Source organism: Caballeronia sp. LZ065 (assembly GCF_031450975.1).
In the GTDB taxonomy this organism is placed as follows: Bacteria; Pseudomonadota; Gammaproteobacteria; order Burkholderiales; family Burkholderiaceae; genus Caballeronia.
In genome coordinates, this window is record NZ_JARUXV010000001.1 from 1042518 (window position 1) to 1061044 (window position 18527).

General features: G+C 63.2%; 25 protein-coding genes and 1 tRNA gene. 6 read left to right on the forward strand and 20 right to left on the reverse strand.

The window, feature by feature from the left end; all coding sequences use genetic code 11:
• Positions 1-263: 263 nt before the first annotated feature.
• Positions 264-752, reverse strand: coding sequence for a TonB family protein (locus tag QCE63_RS04855; protein ID WP_309831061.1), 489 nt, complete (start codon positions 750-752; stop codon positions 264-266).
• A 138-nt stretch (positions 753-890) separates the two neighbouring features.
• Here QCE63_RS04855 and QCE63_RS04860 point away from each other — a divergent pair, with 138 nt between their 5' ends.
• Positions 891-1049, forward strand: coding sequence for a hypothetical protein (locus QCE63_RS04860; RefSeq protein ID WP_309831063.1), 159 nt, complete (start codon positions 891-893; stop codon positions 1047-1049).
• Between the two features lie 33 nt (positions 1050-1082).
• Here the strand turns inward: QCE63_RS04860 and QCE63_RS04865 are convergent, their stop codons facing one another.
• Positions 1083-1400, reverse strand: coding sequence for a hypothetical protein (locus tag QCE63_RS04865; RefSeq protein ID WP_309831065.1), 318 nt, complete (start codon positions 1398-1400; stop codon positions 1083-1085).
• Positions 1401-1652: 252 nt separating this feature from the next.
• Between QCE63_RS04865 and QCE63_RS04870 the strand changes: the two genes are divergently transcribed.
• The 4 genes from QCE63_RS04870 (at position 1653) to QCE63_RS04885 (ending at position 7565) form a co-directional block, all read left to right on the forward strand.
• Positions 1653-3956 (forward strand): heavy metal translocating P-type ATPase, encoded by a 2304-nt coding sequence (locus QCE63_RS04870; RefSeq protein ID WP_404990083.1) that lies wholly within the window; start codon positions 1653-1655, stop codon positions 3954-3956.
• A 46-nt stretch (positions 3957-4002) separates the two neighbouring features.
• Positions 4003-4320, forward strand: coding sequence for a zinc-ribbon domain-containing protein (locus tag QCE63_RS04875; protein ID WP_309831067.1), 318 nt, complete (start codon positions 4003-4005; stop codon positions 4318-4320).
• 766 nt (positions 4321-5086) lie between these two features.
• A complete protein-coding gene (locus QCE63_RS04880; protein WP_309831069.1) occupies positions 5087-6427 on the forward strand; it encodes a class I SAM-dependent methyltransferase in 1341 nt (446 codons plus the stop codon).
• Between the two features lie 472 nt (positions 6428-6899).
• On the forward strand, positions 6900-7565 hold the full coding sequence (locus tag QCE63_RS04885) for a DUF4145 domain-containing protein (protein ID WP_309831071.1): 666 nt from the start codon (positions 6900-6902) through the stop codon (positions 7563-7565).
• Between the two features lie 161 nt (positions 7566-7726).
• Here QCE63_RS04885 and QCE63_RS04890 read toward each other — a convergent pair whose 3' ends face one another.
• The 7 genes from QCE63_RS04890 to QCE63_RS04920 form a co-directional block, all read right to left on the reverse strand.
• Complete coding sequence (locus QCE63_RS04890; RefSeq protein WP_309831073.1) at positions 7727-8074, reverse strand: HNH endonuclease signature motif containing protein; 348 nt, start codon at positions 8072-8074, stop codon at positions 7727-7729.
• A 24-nt stretch (positions 8075-8098) separates the two neighbouring features.
• A complete protein-coding gene (locus tag QCE63_RS04895) occupies positions 8099-8308 on the reverse strand; it encodes a hypothetical protein (RefSeq protein WP_309831075.1) in 210 nt (69 codons plus the stop codon).
• A gap of 25 nt (positions 8309-8333) precedes the next feature.
• Positions 8334-9020 (reverse strand): hypothetical protein, encoded by a 687-nt coding sequence (locus QCE63_RS04900; protein WP_309831077.1) that lies wholly within the window; start codon positions 9018-9020, stop codon positions 8334-8336.
• Entirely contained in the window at positions 9020-9256 is a 237-nt protein-coding gene (locus QCE63_RS04905; protein WP_309831078.1) for a hypothetical protein, read from the reverse strand. The genes QCE63_RS04900 and QCE63_RS04905 overlap by 1 nt, the downstream gene beginning before the upstream one ends.
• A 44-nt stretch (positions 9257-9300) precedes the next feature.
• Positions 9301-9537, reverse strand: coding sequence for a hypothetical protein (locus QCE63_RS04910; RefSeq protein ID WP_309831080.1), 237 nt, complete (start codon positions 9535-9537; stop codon positions 9301-9303).
• Positions 9538-9728: 191 nt separating this feature from the next.
• Entirely contained in the window at positions 9729-10859 is a 1131-nt protein-coding gene (locus tag QCE63_RS04915) for a phage major capsid protein (RefSeq protein WP_309831082.1), read from the reverse strand.
• A 17-nt stretch (positions 10860-10876) separates the two neighbouring features.
• The gene (locus QCE63_RS04920; RefSeq protein WP_309831084.1) at positions 10877-11185 is read right to left on the reverse strand and encodes a hypothetical protein; all 309 of its coding nucleotides are present in this window, start codon (positions 11183-11185) and stop codon (positions 10877-10879) included.
• A gap of 213 nt (positions 11186-11398) precedes the next feature.
• Between QCE63_RS04920 and QCE63_RS04925 the strand changes: the two genes are divergently transcribed.
• A complete protein-coding gene (locus QCE63_RS04925) occupies positions 11399-11641 on the forward strand; it encodes a hypothetical protein (RefSeq protein ID WP_309831085.1) in 243 nt (80 codons plus the stop codon).
• A gap of 91 nt (positions 11642-11732) precedes the next feature.
• On the opposite strand, the gene QCE63_RS04930 is transcribed toward QCE63_RS04925, so the two are convergent.
• From QCE63_RS04930 to QCE63_RS04980, 11 genes are all read right to left on the reverse strand, one after another.
• Entirely contained in the window at positions 11733-12143 is a 411-nt protein-coding gene (locus QCE63_RS04930) for a hypothetical protein (RefSeq protein ID WP_309831087.1), read from the reverse strand.
• Between the two features lie 207 nt (positions 12144-12350).
• Complete coding sequence (locus QCE63_RS04935; protein WP_309831088.1) at positions 12351-13496, reverse strand: AAA family ATPase; 1146 nt, start codon at positions 13494-13496, stop codon at positions 12351-12353.
• On the reverse strand, positions 13493-13672 hold the full coding sequence (locus QCE63_RS04940) for a hypothetical protein (protein ID WP_309831090.1): 180 nt from the start codon (positions 13670-13672) through the stop codon (positions 13493-13495). Before QCE63_RS04940 ends, QCE63_RS04935 begins: the two co-directional genes overlap by 4 nt.
• A complete protein-coding gene (locus QCE63_RS04945) occupies positions 13669-13941 on the reverse strand; it encodes a hypothetical protein (protein WP_309831092.1) in 273 nt (90 codons plus the stop codon). The genes QCE63_RS04940 and QCE63_RS04945 overlap by 4 nt, the downstream gene beginning before the upstream one ends.
• Complete coding sequence (locus tag QCE63_RS04950) at positions 13934-14137, reverse strand: hypothetical protein (RefSeq protein ID WP_309831095.1); 204 nt, start codon at positions 14135-14137, stop codon at positions 13934-13936. The genes QCE63_RS04945 and QCE63_RS04950 overlap by 8 nt, the downstream gene beginning before the upstream one ends.
• Positions 14138-14421: 284 nt before the next feature.
• Positions 14422-14718, reverse strand: coding sequence for a transcriptional coactivator p15/PC4 family protein (locus QCE63_RS04955; RefSeq protein ID WP_309831097.1), 297 nt, complete (start codon positions 14716-14718; stop codon positions 14422-14424).
• A gap of 11 nt (positions 14719-14729) precedes the next feature.
• A complete protein-coding gene (locus QCE63_RS04960; protein ID WP_309831099.1) occupies positions 14730-14939 on the reverse strand; it encodes a transcriptional regulator in 210 nt (69 codons plus the stop codon).
• Positions 14940-15045: 106 nt separating this feature from the next.
• On the reverse strand, positions 15046-15690 hold the full coding sequence (locus QCE63_RS04965) for a hypothetical protein (RefSeq protein ID WP_309831101.1): 645 nt from the start codon (positions 15688-15690) through the stop codon (positions 15046-15048).
• An 8-nt stretch (positions 15691-15698) separates the two neighbouring features.
• Positions 15699-16943, reverse strand: a complete 1245-nt coding sequence (locus QCE63_RS04970) for a phage integrase central domain-containing protein (RefSeq protein WP_309831103.1) — start codon at positions 16941-16943, stop codon at positions 15699-15701.
• A gap of 239 nt (positions 16944-17182) precedes the next feature.
• Positions 17183-17272 (reverse strand) — tRNA-Ser (locus QCE63_RS04975).
• Between the two features lie 40 nt (positions 17273-17312).
• Positions 17313-18503, reverse strand: a complete 1191-nt coding sequence (locus tag QCE63_RS04980; protein ID WP_309833688.1) for an MFS transporter — start codon at positions 18501-18503, stop codon at positions 17313-17315.
• Between the last annotated feature and the right edge of the window lie 24 nt (positions 18504-18527).

An 18527-nucleotide genomic window follows, 5' to 3' on the forward strand; every position in this document is an offset into this window, starting at 1 on the left:
CCGGACGAAGGGCGATGGGATGACGAACGATGTCGTCGATCGGCGCGTCAGCTTTTTGTCGGGATGGTCATGCGGTGACGCGGGGAGCCAGCGCCGGGCGGCATGCGCGAGTACCGCGCGTGGTCGCGACGCAGATGGGCTGCGCCTCAGGCGCTTCGCACGGAGCGCCGGGTGGGCGCGGGGCGAAGGCCACGCCGGAAGCGGGTCCGGCCGGGGTGCGAAAAATTATAACGAGCGTGCGCGGCGACCGCCACCGGTCGATGCTAGTCGATGGTCGTCGCCTGGGGCGAGTGTGAGGTTTGCAGCTGGAACTGGCCGTCGTCATTGAACATCCAGCCTTCGAACAACTCCAGCTGGCCATGGCCGTTCAGGAGCCGCGCGGGTGGCGCGGGTAACGGCGCCGCGCGGCGCAGCGAGGCCAGCGCGGTGGCTTCGGCTTCGTCGTCGCCGTTGGTGCGGTAAACGGACGACTCAACCAGCCGGCCGCCGCGATCCACCGTGAACGAGACGAGCACGAAGGAGCGCAGCATCGCTTGCGGCGTGCCCTTGAGCACCAGCGACGGATTGCGTTCGAAGATGCGTTGCGCGATGCGCTGCTTGTAGTCATCGAGGGTCGAGCCTTGCGCGGGTGACGGCGGGGCCATGCGCGCCGCGACGACACCGGGCGGCGGCGTGAAGGTGCACGAACTCAGCGCGAGCACGGCGCACGCGCCGACCAGGGCGGCGAGGGTGGGGCGAGTGAAGGCGGGCATGTGAAGGCACCGTGGAAGGCACGGCTTCCATGGTAGTGCTTGCCGGGCCAGGCCGGATGAGCGACGGCACGATGGTGCGGGCGCGCGACTTGCTGCTTCGGCTTTCATCTGGAAAGCTTCGAAGGAGGACAGGACATCATGAACGCAGACAATCAGGCGCCGGACAATGCTGGGCCGGCCGAGCATAGCGACAACGAAAAGAGCAAGCTGCCGGAGCGGAGCGACGAGAACCGCAAGCAGGGGCCGAACGACCGGCCCGGCAAGGAAACCGGCGAGGGCGAGACGCCGGTGGGTTGAAACGCGGCGTCCTCGGGGCGCGGTGTTCCCGGATCAGTCGACGTAGGGTTTGACCAGTTCGGCGCAGCGCAGCGGCGCCGACGCTCTCACTGCGTCCGTTTCCGCTGCGCGGGTCTCGACGCAGCGGAACACGCTATTGGTCTTTCGCAGGATATACGTGTCTTCGGGCAGGCCAGTGCTGCGGGCGGCCACGCTCGTTACCGAGACGATGCCGTAACCATTCTGGATCAGATCGAAGAAGGTGGTTTCCGAGTGACGCCATTGCGCATTCGGATTGGACTGGGCCTGCGCCGGCAGGCTGGCGGCAAGCAGCGCGCCGAAGACAAAGGGCAGGATGCGGTTTGATTTCATAGGCGTCTCCGCGTAGTGATCGATGTGGGCGGTTAGATGGACCTGCGGCCCGTCTGTTCACCGCGATTGTTACGCATGACCGACAACGCTCGAATCATTTGCGCGCCCCGGCACCTTGTGCCTTCCTGTGCATGGCGTCAGGCAAGCGTCGACGTGCTGTCGCGCGAAAGCACTGTTTTCACGGAATCGTCCCTTGACCCTGGAGTTCCTCCAAGGTGTTTACTCGCTCCATGGCGTCAAGGGATAGCGAAAATGAAACAGTGCTGCGAAGGACACGATTCGATCATCGAGCGTCGAAAGGAGCCGGACGTGCGTGACGTTGGAGCCGCACATCGTGACGGGCTTCAACACGACCACGACCACGGACCCAGTCACGACCACGACCACGCCACGGACACGCACCCGGCAGCGGCCTCCGTCGCGCTGGGCCAGTCCGTCGTATCGGGAGGTTTCGTCCGTACGCAGATGCGCATCGCGCAGATGGACTGCCCAACCGAGGAGGCGCTGATCCGCAAGAAGCTCGGCGCCCTGCCGGAAGTCCGCGAGATGCAGTTCAACCTGATGCAGCGCGTGCTGACGGTCGTGCATCGACCCGATGGACTCGATGCGGTGCTCAAGGCGCTCACGTCGCTCGGCTTCGCGGCAGAACGCGCGGACGACGCAAAAGCCGGCGCCCCCGCCGCCTCTTTCGCGCCGTCCCGCAAGCCCATGTGGCTGCTCGCTTCGGCCTGCGTCGCCGCGCTGGGCGCGGAAGCCGCCAACTGGCTCGGCGCGCCCGAGTGGCTGGTCGCGGCGCTCGCGGTGCTGGCCATCGCGGCTTCGGGCGTCGGCACCTACAAGAAGGGCTGGGTCGCCATTCGCCACCTGAACCTCAACATCAACGCGCTGATGAGCATTGCGGTGACCGGCGCGCTCGCGCTGCGCCAATGGCCCGAGGCGGCGATGGCGATGGTGCTGTTCACGATCGCCGAGCTGATCGAGGCACGCTCGCTCGATCGCGCGCGCAATGCGATCGAAGGATTGATGAAGCTGGCGCCCGACACCGCAACCGTCAGGCAGCCGGACGGTTCGTGGCGCGAGGTCGAGGCGACGGCGGTCACGCCGGGCGCCATCGTGAGGGTGCGGCCGGGCGAGCGCATCGCGCTGGACGGCAGGATCAGCGCGGGCCGCTCGACGATCGATCAGTCGCCCATCACCGGCGAGAGCCTGCCCGTCGAGAAAGCGCCCGGCGACGACGTCTTCGCCGGCACGATCAACCAGTCGGGATCGTTCGAGTACGAGGTGACGGCAGTCGCCGGCCAGTCGACGCTCGCCCGCATCATCCACGCGGTCGAGAACGCCCAAGGCACGCGCGCGCCGACGCAGCGTTTCGTCGATCAGTTCGCCCGCATCTACACGCCGATCGTGTTCCTGGTCGCGGTGGGCGTCGCCGTGCTGCCGCCGCTGCTGTTCGCGGGCGCCTGGCTCGCCTGGCTGTACAAGGCGCTGGTGTTGCTCGTGATCGCGTGCCCGTGCGCGCTGGTGATCTCGACGCCGGTGACCATCGTCAGCGGGCTCGCCGCGGCGGCGCGCAAGGGCATGCTCGTGAAGGGCGGGACCTTTCTCGAACAAGGTCGGAAGCTGCGCTGGCTCGCACTCGACAAGACCGGCACGCTGACCCGCGGCAAGCCGGTGCAGGTCGCGTTCGAGCAGACGGCGAGCGATCTTCCGGAGGCGGAAGTGCGCGCGATCGCCGTCAGCCTGGCGAGCCGCTCCGACCATCCGGTATCGACGGCCATCGCGCGCGCCGGCGCGTTGGATGCAGTCGGCCTGCTGCCCGTCGGCGACTTCGAAGCCCTGCCGGGGCAAGGCATCGCGGGCCGGGTGAACGGGCGTCGCCATACGCTCGGCAACCACCGCATGGTGGAGGCGCTCGGACTGTGTTCGACGGACCTCGAAGCGCAGCTGCAGCGCCATGAACAAGACGGCAGGACCGTCGTGATGCTTGCTGATGATGCGCGCGTGCTGGCGCTGTTCGCCGTCGCGGACACGGTGAAGGAGACGAGCCGCGCGGCCGTCGCCGAGCTGCATGCGCTGGGCGTGCGCACCGTCATGCTCACCGGCGACAACGCGCACACCGCGGCGGCGATCGCCCGGGAAGTGGGCGTCGAGCGCGCCGAGGGCGATCAGTTACCTGAGGACAAGCTGCGGGCTGTGGAGCAGCTCTCGGCGGGGCAGACGACGGTGGGCATGGTCGGCGACGGCATCAACGATGCGCCGGCGCTGGCGCGCGCGGACATCGGCTTTGCGATGGGCGCGATGGGCACGGACACGGCCATCGAAACCGCCGATGTCGCGCTGATGGACGACGATCTGAGAAAGATTCCGGCGTTCATCCGCTTGTCGATGGCGACGCATCGCGTGCTCGTGCAGAACATCGTGCTGGCGCTGGGAATCAAGGCGCTGTTCCTGGGGCTGACCATCGGGGGCATCGGGACCATGTGGATGGCCGTGTTCGCCGATGTCGGCGCGAGCCTGCTCGTGGTGGCGAACGGCTTGCGTCTGCTGCGCAAGTGATTTGCGACTTTCGACTTTCGACTTTCGACTTTTCAGGAGAGACGATATGAACTGGTTTGAGCGCGCGTTCGGCGGGCATCGTGGTCATTCGACGCAAGGCGGTCATGGCCGTTCGAATGACGGGGGACATGGACATCATGGCGGACAGGGGAACGAGGGCTGGGGAAGGGCGCCTGCTCCAGCAGCGTCGCGTCCGCCCGCCGGGGTGATCTGCCCGAGATGCAATGCCGGCCATCCGGAAGGCGCGCGCTTTTGCTCGCAGTGTGCGACGCCGCTCGTGCCGGAGTCGTGCGCGCAATGTCGTCAGGCACTTGTGCAAGGCGCGAAGTTTTGCAGCCAGTGCGGCGCGGCAGCGGGAGCCTGAGAAGACGGTGGGTCGGGAGCGGCGAGGTTCGCCTCGGCGTTTCCGGTGTCGGGCGCGCGCAAAAAAAAATGTCCGGGCGGAGAGCCCGGACCAAAGCACGACGGGCCACCAGTTCCGTCGTGCGCGTGGCTTGACGACGACATAAAGGCTGGCTGGTGCAGCGCATGGTCGTCGAGGTGAGGAAGATCGGCGCCATCCCGGAGGACGGCTGCGCTGCTGCTTCCGGTGGTATTCGCTATTCCCGCAGGCGGGTGGTTCGAATCGGATCGGGCCGGTGCAGCAGCGTTAGGGATAGAGTACGGAACGGCCGCTTCGCCACGATGAGCGCGAGATGAGAATGCGTTCATGTGGGAGCGGCGGTGCGGAATGGCCATGACGCCGTATCTGCGCGATGACACCGGATCAGGTGCGAGCGGTCATGCAGGTACTGCACGCATTGAGCATCTGGACCCGCAGCGAGGCGGCGCCGAGCCCTCTGATCGTGGCGCTTCGTCGCCTTGGTGAATTCGATGAGGGCCCAGGCGTGTGCGTCGACGGTGTACTACGCTTGTCCGCCGGGCGTGAACCTCGACGAGCACGAGCGAAACGTGGCGCTGCCGGCGCCCGAAATTATCAAGCGCCTTCACGTGCTGGAAGGCGGAACGAGCGCAGCGCGCCTCTAACGAATGCGCTGCTCTGCTCAGCCTCCAACCCTTCGCCCGCCGCCCCGCTGGGAGGGCGTTGACCGGCGTACTTCCCGCGACCTGCCAGGCCTTGCGAAGTTTGCATGAGTAGAGCGATCCGTCCGTTCGATATCAAGAGAAACATCGCCGGAACTTGCATTTTGCTCATGGCTTTCGAAGATTGGCCGATCATTTCAATACAACGATCTATTTTTCGTTTGTTTCAGTTAGGATATGCTTCCTTCGTGACAAGGGCGGCTGAAATTCAAATGAATGGATATTTGCGTAGTTTCGCCAAATCAATTGCACTGAATGCTCCTCCCATAAAAAAACTGATCGATTCAAAGAGTGCGCTCCTCCTGGAACGTGATGCCGCCGCTGCGGATCGCGACCGCTTAAAGATCGAGCGAGACGAAGTCACGGCCGAGTGCCGCCGAATCGAGGTCCAGCGCAACACGCTCGCTACCGAGCGCGATGAGTTGCTTGTCTATCTGCAGGCAGCCCATGAGGAGCGCGATTCATTACGCAACTCCGTCGAAAGCTTGGAAACCCAGGAGCACCCAATACTGCAGCGTGTTCACGCCGATCTCGACAGGCTGCAACGTTTCGGCGAAGGTCCGCCGTTCGTGCCCAACGGTCATTTTTATTCGCCCATTCCCGCCCTGCAGGAAGTGCGACGTAATCAGCAGCGCATCTTCGGCGAATGGCCGCGCGAGTTGCCGGGAATCGACCTGCGCGAAGCGTCGCAATTGTCCTTGCTCGAGTCGTTTCTGGAAAAATATCGCGACCTGCCATTCGGTGACGATGAAACCGCAGGATTTCGGTATCGCTATCGGAACCCGGCTTACGGCCATTCCGACGCGATCTTTCTCAACATGATGTTGCGCCACGCCAAGCCAAGCCGCGTAATTGAAATCGGCTCAGGGCATTCGTCGTGCATGCTGCTCGATACCAATGAGCACTGGTTCGACAATTCGATCGACTGCACGTTTATCGAGCCCTATCCCGAGTTGCTCCATTCGCTCTTGAAGGAGGGCGACACACAACGCGTCACCATTATTCCGACGGGCGTTCAGGACGTTGATCTGGCGACGTTCGGCACGCTGCGGGAGAACGATGTGCTGTTCGTCGACTCCACGCACGTCAGCAAGGTGGGCAGCGACGTGAATCAGATCATCTTCAACGTGCTGCCCTCGCTCGCGAGCGGCGTGTACGTCCACTTCCACGACATCTTCTACCCGTTCGAATATCCACGCCAATGGATCGAGGAAGGGCGTGCCTGGAACGAGGCGTACATGTTGCGTGCGTTCCTCCAGAACAACTCGGCGTTCGAGGTCGTGATGTTCAACACCTATATGCAGCATTTCCACGAGGCCTGGTTCATGAAGAACATGCCCCTCTGCATGAAGAACACAGGTGCGAGCATCTGGCTGCGCAAGCGCTAGACAATCGGGTTACGTGCCGACTCGTGCCACGCCGCAGGAGCTTGACCTTGGAAGCGGTCCCGCGACGATCCATGGCCCGTCGAGCGTGCTAGCGGAAACGGTCTCCTGGAACTGATGGTCTTGCGGCAGAAACCCTCGGAACCCTGCGTCTCGGCGTGCGAACGGCGTTGAAGTGATTGGAGGGCGGCTCGTCGGGTGGGGATGACTTCGTGATGTTGAACGCGTCACGAAGCACCGATTTCGCTGACCGTATCTTTCTGGCGGATCAGGGTGTGAGCAAAAAAAACGGGCCGCAGAGGCCCGTTTTTTTTGAATGCTGGCGGAGGCGGTGTCCGCCCAACACGCCCGTTTTACGGGCCTTTGAAGGCCAGGTAGGCGATTCGTCCACCATCCCGTCCACCAAACGCGAACTCTTGAAAATGGGTCAGGTTTACGGGACTCTACGGCCTCGAAAAATCACACGAGAGAGACCATGAAGTGTCCCCATTGCGCCGTCGAGATTCACCCTGATTTTGAGATTGAACGGCTTAGAGTCTATGGCATTGCGGGCGGGGCAACGACGCAGGAACAAATTGGAGGCAGGAGATGGTTCGTGTCGCACATGACCTGCCCTGCCTGCGCCGAACCGATAATTAACTTGCGGGGCGACCGGGGAACGAAAGAACCGATTCCAGTATCGAGGGTTTATCCGTCCTCGACCGGAAGGCCGCGGGCGCCTGTCGAGGTGCCGGACCATATCTCCGAGGACTATCACGAAGCATGCGCGGTCTTAGAAGATAGCGCCAAGGCCTCCGCCGCATTGAGCCGCCGTTGTTTGCAGGCCGTTCTGCGTGAGAACGGATATGCTCAAAAGGATCTTGTAAAGGCGATTGAGGCGGTACTTGCATCCAACACGTTGCCCAGCGCGATCGCGGACAACCTCGATGCCATCCGCAACATCGGCAATTTCGCTGCACATCCGATGAAAGACACCAGCACAGGACAGATCTTGCCCGTCGAGCCAGAGGAAGCGGAATGGAATCTCGATGTTCTCGAAGAGCTTTTCGATTTCTTCTATGTGCAGCCCGAGAAAGCGCGACAGAAGCGAGCCGCGCTCAATGAGAAGCTTCAAGCCGCTGGAAAGCCGCCGATGAAGTGACCGCCGCGCGTCGGTTTCAACATCTTTCCGGACCCGGCAATACCGCGCCGGGCGGCGTCCTACAAGGCTGAGGGGGTGTTTAACAGGTGTTAAAGCGCTTTAACATTTCTTCGAAAAAGGGAAATTTTCTCTGGATGGCTGAACGGTCGGTTTCCGCTCGCCTATCGTCCTGAACTTTCGATAGACCCCCTGCCTGAGCGCGTTGCGGCCTCGGAAGCCGTCTTCGCCTTGTGGCAGCCGTCGCAGCGCGGAGCCAGATTCCCGTCGTCGTTGCTGCCGCCTTGCTCGAGCGGTGTCACATGGTCGATCTGGTCGCGCTGCGCATCCCACACGCGACCGCAGTCCACGCAGCGATAGCCGTGCGCCAGTGCCACGCGCAAGCGCGTCTCCATCCATGCCCGGCCTCGGACGCGTGGCGTCGTTCCAGTCTTCGTTTCAAGCACCGCGACACGTGCTGTGGATGCGATGGCGAGGCGAGGCTTCAGGGTCTTGAGGCGTGGCTGTTTCATGGTGGCTTCCTTCGAAGTTGATTTTCATTTTTCGCGGCCGTGAAAATTCGACGGAGCGGTCGGTCCCGGCCGGCCGGCGGCCGAAGTTCGACCGCACCCACCCCGTTCTGGGGCTCGTCCGCCGTCGATCCAGCCCGCCAGCACGCGCTCCAGGTCGCAGCGCTGCGCCACGGCCTGCGCTGCCTCTGTCGCGTGCCTCAGCGCCTTCTCGGCATCGGTTTCGATCTTCCTCATGGGTTCGCTGTCCGGTTTGTCAGGGTCAAAGGTTGGTCACGTCGACGACGAGGAACGCGTAACTGGTGCGCGGCGTGGTGTTGACGTCCGGCGCCGGATCTTCGAGCGAGTACTCGAGCAGCTGGCCGGACGCTGAGAAGGCGTTTCCCGATGAGATCGAGAAGGCCATCGCATCGAAGTTGATGATGCCGCCGGTCTGCGGGTATGGCGGCACGCTGACGCTGTATGCGTACCAAAGCTCGGTCTGGACGACGGCGATCGTTTTCCCATAGTTCGCTGATAGCGTCGGGCCAGTCGCCGATCCGTTGATGAAGTCGAGGATGCGCAGGTACGGCATGCGACTGTCGAAGACCCGCACGCCGCTCGCGTTGTTGACGATCAGGCCGTACGAACCTGACCCGGCGATGCCGGCCGGCGAGTCGAACAGCCAGTAGCTGAGGGTAACGGCGCTAGCACTGCAATAGAACAGGTAGGTGATATTGCTGCCGCTCACGCTGGACGATATGAGTGAGCACATGCCGCTCGACGGGCGGACTGCCAGCAGCGGCGTGACCCCGTATGGAACCGTCAGACTCGCCTTGTACCAGCCGGTGCTCGATGCCGCGCCGCCTGACACGAAGCTGCCTTTCTGCCTGAGTGCCAGGTTCGCGTAGGTGCTATCGATCTGCAGATAGCCATTCGCGTTGAAGACTTGGAGGCCAAAATCCGCCATCAGTAGACCCCGTACATGACTGTCACGGCGCGGCGGCCGTACTGCGTGTCAGGGAAGGTCCAGGAGATGATCTTGCCGCTCATCGTGACGACCGGCGACAACGCGGTCCGGGAAAACTGCGCATTGTCGATCAGCGCGAACCACACGTCGCCCACGGCGGGCACGGTGAACCTTCCGGCATTCGTGCCGGTCGAGAAGGTTCCGCAGACCCGTGTGAGGCGGTCCGTGATGTCCACCGTGATTTTTCCAGTCGCGTCGAAGCATTGCAGACCGAACGGCATCAGCTGCGCACCCCAATGAGCAGGACGACGGGCGCCGGCGCTGCGCGCCAAGACCAGCGGACTGTGTCTCCGTCGACTTCGATGACTGGCCCGTCCCCGGTGTCGGTGCTGGGCAGCGCAACAGCAAAGGGCGCTTCTCCCGCCCGAAGGCTGGAGATCCGCGCGTACCCCGCCTCCGCGGTCGGCCCCTGCGCATAGAGCACGCGCATGCTCGCATCGATCACGATTTGTCTCATCGGACTTCCTCTCATGGAAAGTGAAAAAGCCGCCCCTGATCTCTCAGGAGCGGCTCAGTGCTCACCGCGCCGCCTAAGGAGCGGCCGTGCGCTCTGCTGGTTTTCGGATGGAAGGCCGGGCACTCACGCAGTAATCCCAGCGCGTTCAGGGCGAAATCAAAACTCCCTTGGTGCGCCACACCGCAACACCGTCACGCGCTCGCGAAGCTTCCGACCACGATCAGCGCCGGGCGATTCACTGCCAGCGTCTTGCGCACCTCTGCGCGAATCGTGATCAGGTTCTTCGTGAGGTCGTCGCCGTCCCGGCCGATGGTCAACACCAGCTCCTGACGGTCGTAGATCGTTGCCGAGCGCTGCGTATCGAGCGCGACGAAATCGCCTTCTTCGATAGCGGTCGTTTCGACAGGCTGCATACCCCAGAGGGCTGCCGGCGCACCCGACGAAGGGCCGCCAAGGATGTAGCGACCCTCCGAGTCCTTGATCAGGTCGAGATCCTCCGCGTCGTTCGGATTCAGCAGCACGGCATTTGCGCGGCCGAATGCGTTCCGGACCTGAGTGCGCGCCCGGCGCAGGCGGTCGAGGCCGGTGGCGCCGGCGGCGAGGCCCGTCGTGTTCAGCGCGACGTGATTGCCCGTCAGCAAGATGCCCGACATCTGGCCGTTGGTGCCCGTGCCGTTCAGGATCTGCGCTTCGGTGCCCACGGCGATGCCGTCGGAGAGGCGCTGCTCGATGTACGCGGCGAGGCCGCTGGAGTCGTCGAGCGCCTGCTCGCTGGCCTTGATGTAGACGGCGATCGTGCTCGCGTTCGCGCTGAGGTTCTCGAACGTGACAGCGGCCTGTTTCTTCGCGTCGCCCTGCTCAGCTTGAACAGCGCCGGTCCAGTCCGCGCCCGCCGCTTCACGCGTCCATTCGATCTTGCCGGTCCCCATCTGAGCATGCGGCAGCAGGGATTCGAGCGTCGGCGTCTCGAAGAGGGGCGCGGTGATGCCTGCGACCGTCTGCGCGAACGGCGTGATGCTCGGCGTCGCGCCATCGGACACTACGGTCGCCTTCGTGCCGTAGCTGTTGATCACGACTCGCGCTTCCTTCGCCTCACCGCTCTTGAACGCCTGGAGCTGCGTCGAATCCTTCAGGCTGCCCGCGATCTGGCTAACGCGCGCCGCGGTGTTGGCTGCCGTGCGCGTCGCGCCGGGACCGTACTTCTTTTCAACCGCGTCAACCTGCGCTTGCAGCTCGTCGATGCGGGTATGCGCCTTTTGGCCTTGCTCCAGCACTTGGGTGCTGATTCGCTCCAGGCCGGTGCGCAGTTCATCTGCATTCATGCTGAGATCCTTCGTGGTTATGCCGCGGTCGCGGCCGATTGGGTTTCGAGAAACGAAATCATTGCGTCGAGCGCCGGCAGCGTCTCGGCGGTGCGCCCCGTCTTGCCGAAGCTCAGATCCAGCTTCAGCGTGTCGATGCCGGCAGCGTCGAGGGTTTCGACGATGGCATCGAGGCCGCCGAACGTGCGAGCCTCGCCGCGCGAGTTCTTGACGGAGTCGCCGTTCACGTACAGAGTCCAGTCGAGCGTGCCGGGCAGCCGATAGGCCGTCACGCGGGCCGCTTTCGATTGCTCCGGCGTGAAACTGCGAATGTCTTTGAACAGCATTGCGGCCTCTCAATTTGCGGAATATGGCTTTTATATTTCGCATTTGAGCAGGCAGAAAGGAGTAATTGAGGACTGCTACGAGATGAAACGAAATGACACTGCGTGAGGAGCGGCGCTTTTGCACACGGTTCCCGCGGTCGCGCGTCGAGAGAACGTTACCGAGCCGGTGTATCCTGAGAGTCAACCTGGCAACGTTCAGGCAGGAGGATCAAAATGCGAGACGCCCTCAAGCTGCAGGAAGAGTTGTTGACGCTCACGAAAGCTGATGTTGACATCGAACAAGCGAAGGAGCGCATCAAGCAACAGGAGTTAATCCTGCGTAAGCTGGACGGCGCTGGCGACGATCGCGAGGACGCGGAAGAGTTGCTGGCAACCTTTAATGATGCGCTTCAGGCGATGGAGTTACACCGCACTGCGATCGTGCATGAAATCGAACGCCTTCGGAGAGAAGCATGAAGCAGGTCCTGAACGTTTAGGACCTGCATGACCTAAGCCGGAATTCCGGCTTTGGCCTGGGTCGATACGTGGAATTCCCGTATCGGTCTAACTACGAAACTTTCGTGGTGACCAACGGCAGCATGGGCGCCTGCGATTGGCCCGAGAACGCACGCATGAGCGCTTGCCCTGCCTCGTCCGATCGTGCGGCCGCACCGTCCCGCCATCTCTGCGCCGCCGCGATGTCTGCATGCATCGTCCGGGCGCTGAAGTAGGCGGTGACCGGCATAGGAATGAAGTTGCGTGCGATCGTGTTCCATACTTCCTCCCGGTCGCGCACGGCAAACACCAGCCCTTCGTTCAGCATGCCGCGCAGGGTGCGAGCTACGCTCTGAGTGCTCCCGCCGATCTCGGCCGCTATCGTGGTCGCGGAGTAGGGCGCAGGGCCATATTCCAAGAATTGCCGTTCGTCGTGCGACTCCAGCATCGCGAGGATTGCGCGCTTCCGTTTCGTGTCTCTCATGTCTTAATGTATCGCTCCGCAGTGATACGTTTTCAGAGCAAGGGGTGAGCGTTTCGCTCGCTCCTTCGCCGAAGATTGCACTCCCTGTACCGTGAAATCTTCGGCAAAAACCTTCAAAGGGATGGGACGGAAACCCCCGTAGGTACGGAAGATTTCACGGTATCCCGAAGATTTCACGTAAAAGAGAGTGGAATCTTCGTGAAATCTTCATGGGGCTGAAATCTTCGGTAGCGCCCATACCCACCCCTCCTTCATCCCGAGCTTCCGCTTCTCGACGCCGAGTTCAGCCGCCGCGCGGAAGATCGTCGGCCAACAGAATCCGGCGTGGGCCGCGTCGCGCGTCAACTCTTTCGCGCGGCCGGGCCCGTCAACGAGCCGGCCCGTCAGGAAGTCTCGAGCCTCTTCGCGCGGGCCGCGCTCGTCGTCCGATTGCTCGACATCGCCAAGGATCTCGCGTGCCGTGCCCTCGATCAGCTCACCCCACACGATGCGACTCGCCTGGATGCCTTCCGCGTCCGCCTGCTCGATCGCATAGCTCACCCCGCCTTCGTCCGGAGCGATATTCGACTTCGCCCGCGCGAGGATGCGCCGCTCTGCCGCCTCGTCCTTTCCCGCGACCAGCACCATGCGAGCGAGTGCGACGAAGGCACCAGAGCCGATCACGCGCTCCGCCGGTGATGTGCCTTTCGTGCCCTTCGCGAAGTGGCTGATGCCGAGCACCGTGCAACGATAGGCCGATGCCATGTCGACGAGTGCCTGCAGGTCGCGCCGCACGTCGTTCGCGCGGTGCGCATCCTTCGCGATCGCCGAGACGATCGGATCGATGACGAGCATAGCCGCGCCGCCGAGGCCGGCCAGGCGCTCGCCTAGCAGTCCGATGTCGGCCGCCGGATCAAAGGGGAGAATCGCGCCGTGCTCATCGGTCCGGCCGGTGATGAGATAGACGCGGCTCAGGTCGGCGCCCGCCGCCATCAGTCGCGGGATGATCGTGTCGGCAGGGTTGTCCTCGCCGCTCCAGATCAGCACGTTTCCTGGCTCGTCGCACTTCGTGCCATCCGGCCACGCGCCGCCCGTCGTGATGGTCGCCGTCAGCGCGAGCGCGAGGGTCGTCTTGCCGGTGCCCGGCGAGCCCGCCAGCAGCGTCAGCTTCCCTTCCGGGATCCATTCGGGCCACAGCCAGCGAATCGCCTCCGGCTTGATGCCGGTCGCACGTGTGAGCAGGGCAGTAGGGGCAACCGTTTCAGGGGACCCTTTGTTGAAGAATGCGGCGCGGGCGGCCGCCGCCTGCTTCCGCTCGCGCGCCGCGCGCAGCTCGTCGTCCGTGAGCTCGATGTCGTCGAGATAGTCGCTCACAGCCGGCCCTCCTGCAGCTCGCGCCGAATCCAGATTTTCGCGGCCGTCACGATGTTTTCCGTTACCCAATCGCCGTGGATTTTCCATGCCGCCTCGCCCATTCGCTTCCTGCAGATTTCGATTTCGCGCTCGATCTGGTGATTGACGCGGTCTTTGATCGCCTGGGCTGTGCTCACGATGCCTCCTTCGCGCGCAGGGCGCGCATGAAGCGCTCTGTGTGTCCGTTGAAGTCGATCTGAAGTTTTTCGTAGTCAGCGGCGCGGCGGTCTGCCAGATCTTCGCCCAAGCGTGCGAGGCGATGAATCATCGCGTCTGCCGGAGATGCAGCGGCGATCGCCTGGAACAGAGCGCTGATGTCGGCGAATGCCTCCGATGCGCTCACGAAATCTCCGGACGCCGTGTCGACGAGGGAAACCAGTTCTTTGGAATCGATGTTTTCAACCATGCCGGACCTCGGCACGGATGAGTTGCGCGAGGTCGAGCAGGGCATCGGCGCACACGTCGAGCGCATCGAAGACGGTCGGAGCGAGCGCCGCGTCGCGCAGCGCGCGGTTGATGATCTCGATGTTCAGGAAGGCGGCAGCTTGCGCTGCGACTTGGGATTCGGAAAGCTCAGGACGAGCAGGGGCATTGGCACGCATTGCGGCCTCCATTAGGTTGAAGGCCCGCTGTCCACTGCTAAATGGGGTGAGCGGGCACGAAGCGGGGTTAGCAGACCGGAAATGGAGGCAACCGGCAGCCCGAAGGCTCCCCGCCAAGGCCCGCCCATAGAAAGAGGCGCGCGAAGGCGAACGGACGTAAAAAAACCGCACAGTGGCGGTTGTCCGCCTCACATTTTCCAGGCTGCTAAACCCGGCGCCTGTTGTTTCAGGCACGTTGAAATCATACAGTCTCGTGTAAACCCGTTGCAAGTAGTTTCGCGCGATCACGACATCTCCTTCGGGTCGAAGGACCGCGCCGCCAAGCTGACACCCTGAAGCAGGGGAGCAGCGAGATCCGGGCGCATCGTGATGCCCTTGCCGCTGGGCCGATACTCTCCGCCGTCCGCGAGATACCACACGCGGATGTCGATGTAGGTCCGCCCGCGGTACTCCTTCACGTACACGCGCAAGCGTTCGCTGTCGCTCTTCTGGATGTCGAGAAACTGCAGGCCTTGCGCATCGGTGACGCTATCATTGCGGGCAGTATGGGAATCGTTCTGGCTGGCCTTCGGGTCGGCCATTTTTTTATCCGTCATGCAGGCTCTCCCAGGAGCACCGCGCGCAGCTCGCCGACGTTCCACAGTGCGTGGCCGCCGATCGTGCGGGGTTTCGGGAGGGCGCCGCGCTTGGAGCGATTCCAGACGGCGGAGATGCTGCAGGAGCACAGCTGCGCAACGGTTTGAACGCGGACGCCTGCCGCGTCGGGCAGGCTGTCGAAGTTTCGAACTTCAGTGTTGATCATCGTATCGACTCGAAAAAGTGCGGAACTGCACTGGTCGAAACGACTGTATTTAGCTGTCGGCTCGCTCAATAGCGTGTCAGCTAGAGAACAGCTCTTGATGACAAGCCTATCCCTCCTGTTGGCTAGCCTTCGGGGTATAGCCGCGCTGTTTCAGGTATCCATCAATCGTGTCGGGTGCCTGCAATTCGCTCATCGTCCAGCCGCATTGCTCCCTTGCGAATAGCATGACGTCCAATTTGATCTTTCTGACTGCGTCCGCTCTGCTGGTGTAGTTTCCCGACTTCGCAAGGCGATAGGCATGATCTCCAACCAACTGCCCGCGTGCCTTGATAGCGGCACCGCCTTTCACGTGCGCGGGCGGCATACGCCCGGTCCTCTCTGCCCGAATACCTTTGATCAGTCCGAGCCAGTAGTTTGCATCGCAAATGCTTACCCACGCGTCCGCCATATTTCCTTCTGCGGAAAGCACAACGGCTCTAAGCGCGTAAGCAGCCGAGATCCACATCATCGTTATACCGCCGTGCCACAGCCCCTCTGGGTGCTCGGCGTTTTCGGAGAAGAAGTCTGAAACCATCTTCTCCGGATCAACCTCACCGGATTTTTCAGCGTCCGCCAACATCGCCGCGGCGAATTCATTCTCTGGGCGCCCGAACATCTCGACGAAAAGATCATCGAGCGTATCGATGAGAATCGCCGCTTGCATCATTGGTGTCTTGATGTTCGGGAGAGGTTCTTCTTCAGTGAGGTCCATGGTCGTTTTTATGCCTTCTTGTTGAGCGGGATAACTGCCCCTTCTTCAATCACCTTGTCGCAGAATGCGGCCCAGTCCTCCATCAACCGGCGCCGCTTCTGCAGCACATCGGAGCGCCAGTAGGCAGCCTCTGTCGCGTCGCCCTTGATGTGCGCGAGCGCCACCTCGGCCAGCTCGCGCGGATAGTTCGTGTATTCGCTCGCCCAGTCCCGGAATGTGGAGCGGAAGCCGTGCGGCGTCGCTTCCAGCCCCTGACGGCGCATGATCGCTAGCAGCGACATATCCGACAGCGCGCGGTTCGATCGCGGGCTCGGAAACACCAGATCGACATCGTCCTGGCGCTCGATCGCCTTCAGCAGGCGCACGGCCGCCGCGGGCAGCGGCACGCGGTGCTCCTTTCGAGCCTTCATCTTCTCGGCCGGCACGGACCAGATGCCCTTTTCGAGATCGATCTCGCGCCAGTCAGCGGCCCGCGCTTCGCCAGATCGCGCGGCGGTCAATATCGAGAACTCCAGACAGCGCGCGCTGACGCCTTCGATCGCACGCAGCGTCTTCATGAATGCGCCCATCTTCACGATCGGCAGGGCGGGGTGATTGCGCACGCGCTTGGTCTTCTTCGGCGCGCTCAGCAGCTTGTCGAGGTTGCCGCGCCACGCGGCCGGGTTCACGCCTTCATCGCGGAAGCCCTTGACGCGGGCATAGTCGAGAATCGCCTCGATGCGGCCGCGCAGGCGGCTCGCCGTCTCGGTCTTGGCCTGCCAGATAGGTTCGAGGATCTCGAGGACGTGAGAGCGCGTCACGTGGCGCACCTGCATCTTTCCGATGATGGGATGCGCGTACTCGGCGAGGGTGTATGTCCATTGGGCGCCATGCTTCGAGTTGCGCCATTCGACTTCCTTCGCCGCGATGTAGCGCTCCGCCGTCTTCTCGAAGGTCATCTCCAGCGCCTGGCCGGCGCGCAGCTGGCTCGCCGCTTCCTTGCGTTGCATCACCGGATCGACGCCGCGCTTGATCTCTTCGCGCTTCTCCAGCGCTGCGGCGCGCGCCTCAGCCACGCCCATTCCCTTCGCCGAGTAGGCGCCGAGGCCGATCTCGCGCCGCTTGCCGGCGATCGTCGCGCGCAGCACCCAGTACCCGGCGCCAGTGTCCGAGATGCTCAGGTATAGCCCATCGACGCCGCCGACGGCATGCTTGCCGGGCTCATTCAGCCGGCTGACGGCAAGGGGTCCAAGCTCTTTCGCTTTCTTCGGCATCGTCGCTCATCCGGGTTTCGCAGGCTGAGGGATCGTGAGTAAGGGGCCGGCGGAGATACCCACCAACCCCTCCACCATCAGTTACCCACCAACCCATCCACCAAAGAATTTACGACTGAACGCGCCGAAACGCAACGAGTCGAGACACGTCGAACAGAAGGGATCGGGCGGAGAAGCTTGTCGGGCGGGCGTTTCAGCGATTATTCGCAACGAAACGAGACGAGAAAAAATAGGCGGGGTGGCGGAGGCGGTGAGATTCGAACTCACGGAAGGATCGCTCCTTCGCCGGTTTTCAAGACCGGTGCCTTAAACCGCTCGGCCACACCTCCAGCAAGGCGCGTATTGTAGCGCAAGTCACGCCCCGAGCCTTCACCCCTCGAGCGATTTCGTCGCGCGCAGTGCCGGAAACAGCCGCATCCACAGCAGCGCGACCGCGATCGTGCCGATCCCGCCGATCAACACCGCCGGCATCGCGCCGAACAGCCCCGCGGTCATGCCCGATTCGAACTCCCCCAGCTGGTTCGACGTGCCGATGAACAGCGAGTTGATCGCGCCGACTCTTCCGCGCATGTCATCGGGCGTCTGCAACTGGACGAGCGACGTGCGCACCACCACGCTGATCACATCCGACGCGCCGAGCACGGCGAGCGCGATCAGCGAAAGCACGATGTTGTGCGACAGCCCGAAGAAAACGGTCGCGATGCCGAACACGATCACGCCGCCGAACAGCGCCGTGCCCGCGCGCTGCCGCAGCGGAAAGTGCGCGAGCACGATCGAACCCGTCAGCGCGCCCACGGCCGGCGCCGCGCGCAGCACGCCGAGTCCCCACGGACCGGTATGCAGGATGTCGCGTGCATAGACGGGCAGCAGCGCCGTCGCGCCGCCGAGCAGCACGGCAAACAGATCGAGCGACAGCGCACCGAGAATCACCGGCTTGCTGCGAATGAACCCGATGCCCGAGAACAGCGCCTCGAACGACAAGGGCGCGCGCATGCGGACCGGTTCATCGATGCTGATCGCCGCCACGGCGCACGCCGCCGCCAGGAACGCGAGGGTCACCGCGCCGTACACCGTCAATGCGCCGAAGCCATACAGCAGGCCGCCCAGCGCCGGGCCGAGAATCATCGCGGTCTGGTTGGCTGAAGTGGACCATGCGGTCGCCTGCTGCAACTGCGTGCGCGCGACGAGGTTCGGCAAGAGCGCCGCCATCGACGGCGATTCGAACGCGCGCGCCGCGCCCGTGATCGTGGCAATGGCATAGATCGGGCCGACATGATTCCAGCCGTGCCACGCGCCGAGACACAGGGCGAGCGCGCCGATCCCCTCGATTGCCTGGCAGACGTACGCGATGGTGCGCCTGTCATAGCGGTCCGCCACGTGCCCGACCACGAGCGTCAGCACGAACATCGGCAGGAACTGCGCGAGTCCGACGAAGCCGAGCGCATAGGCGCTGTGGGTGATCGAATAGACCTGCCAGCCGATCGCCACGGACATCATCTGGAACGCCACCGACGACATCACCCGCGCGCTCCAGAACAGCGCGAACGGACGATGCCGCATCACCGAGCCGGACGCCACCGTCGA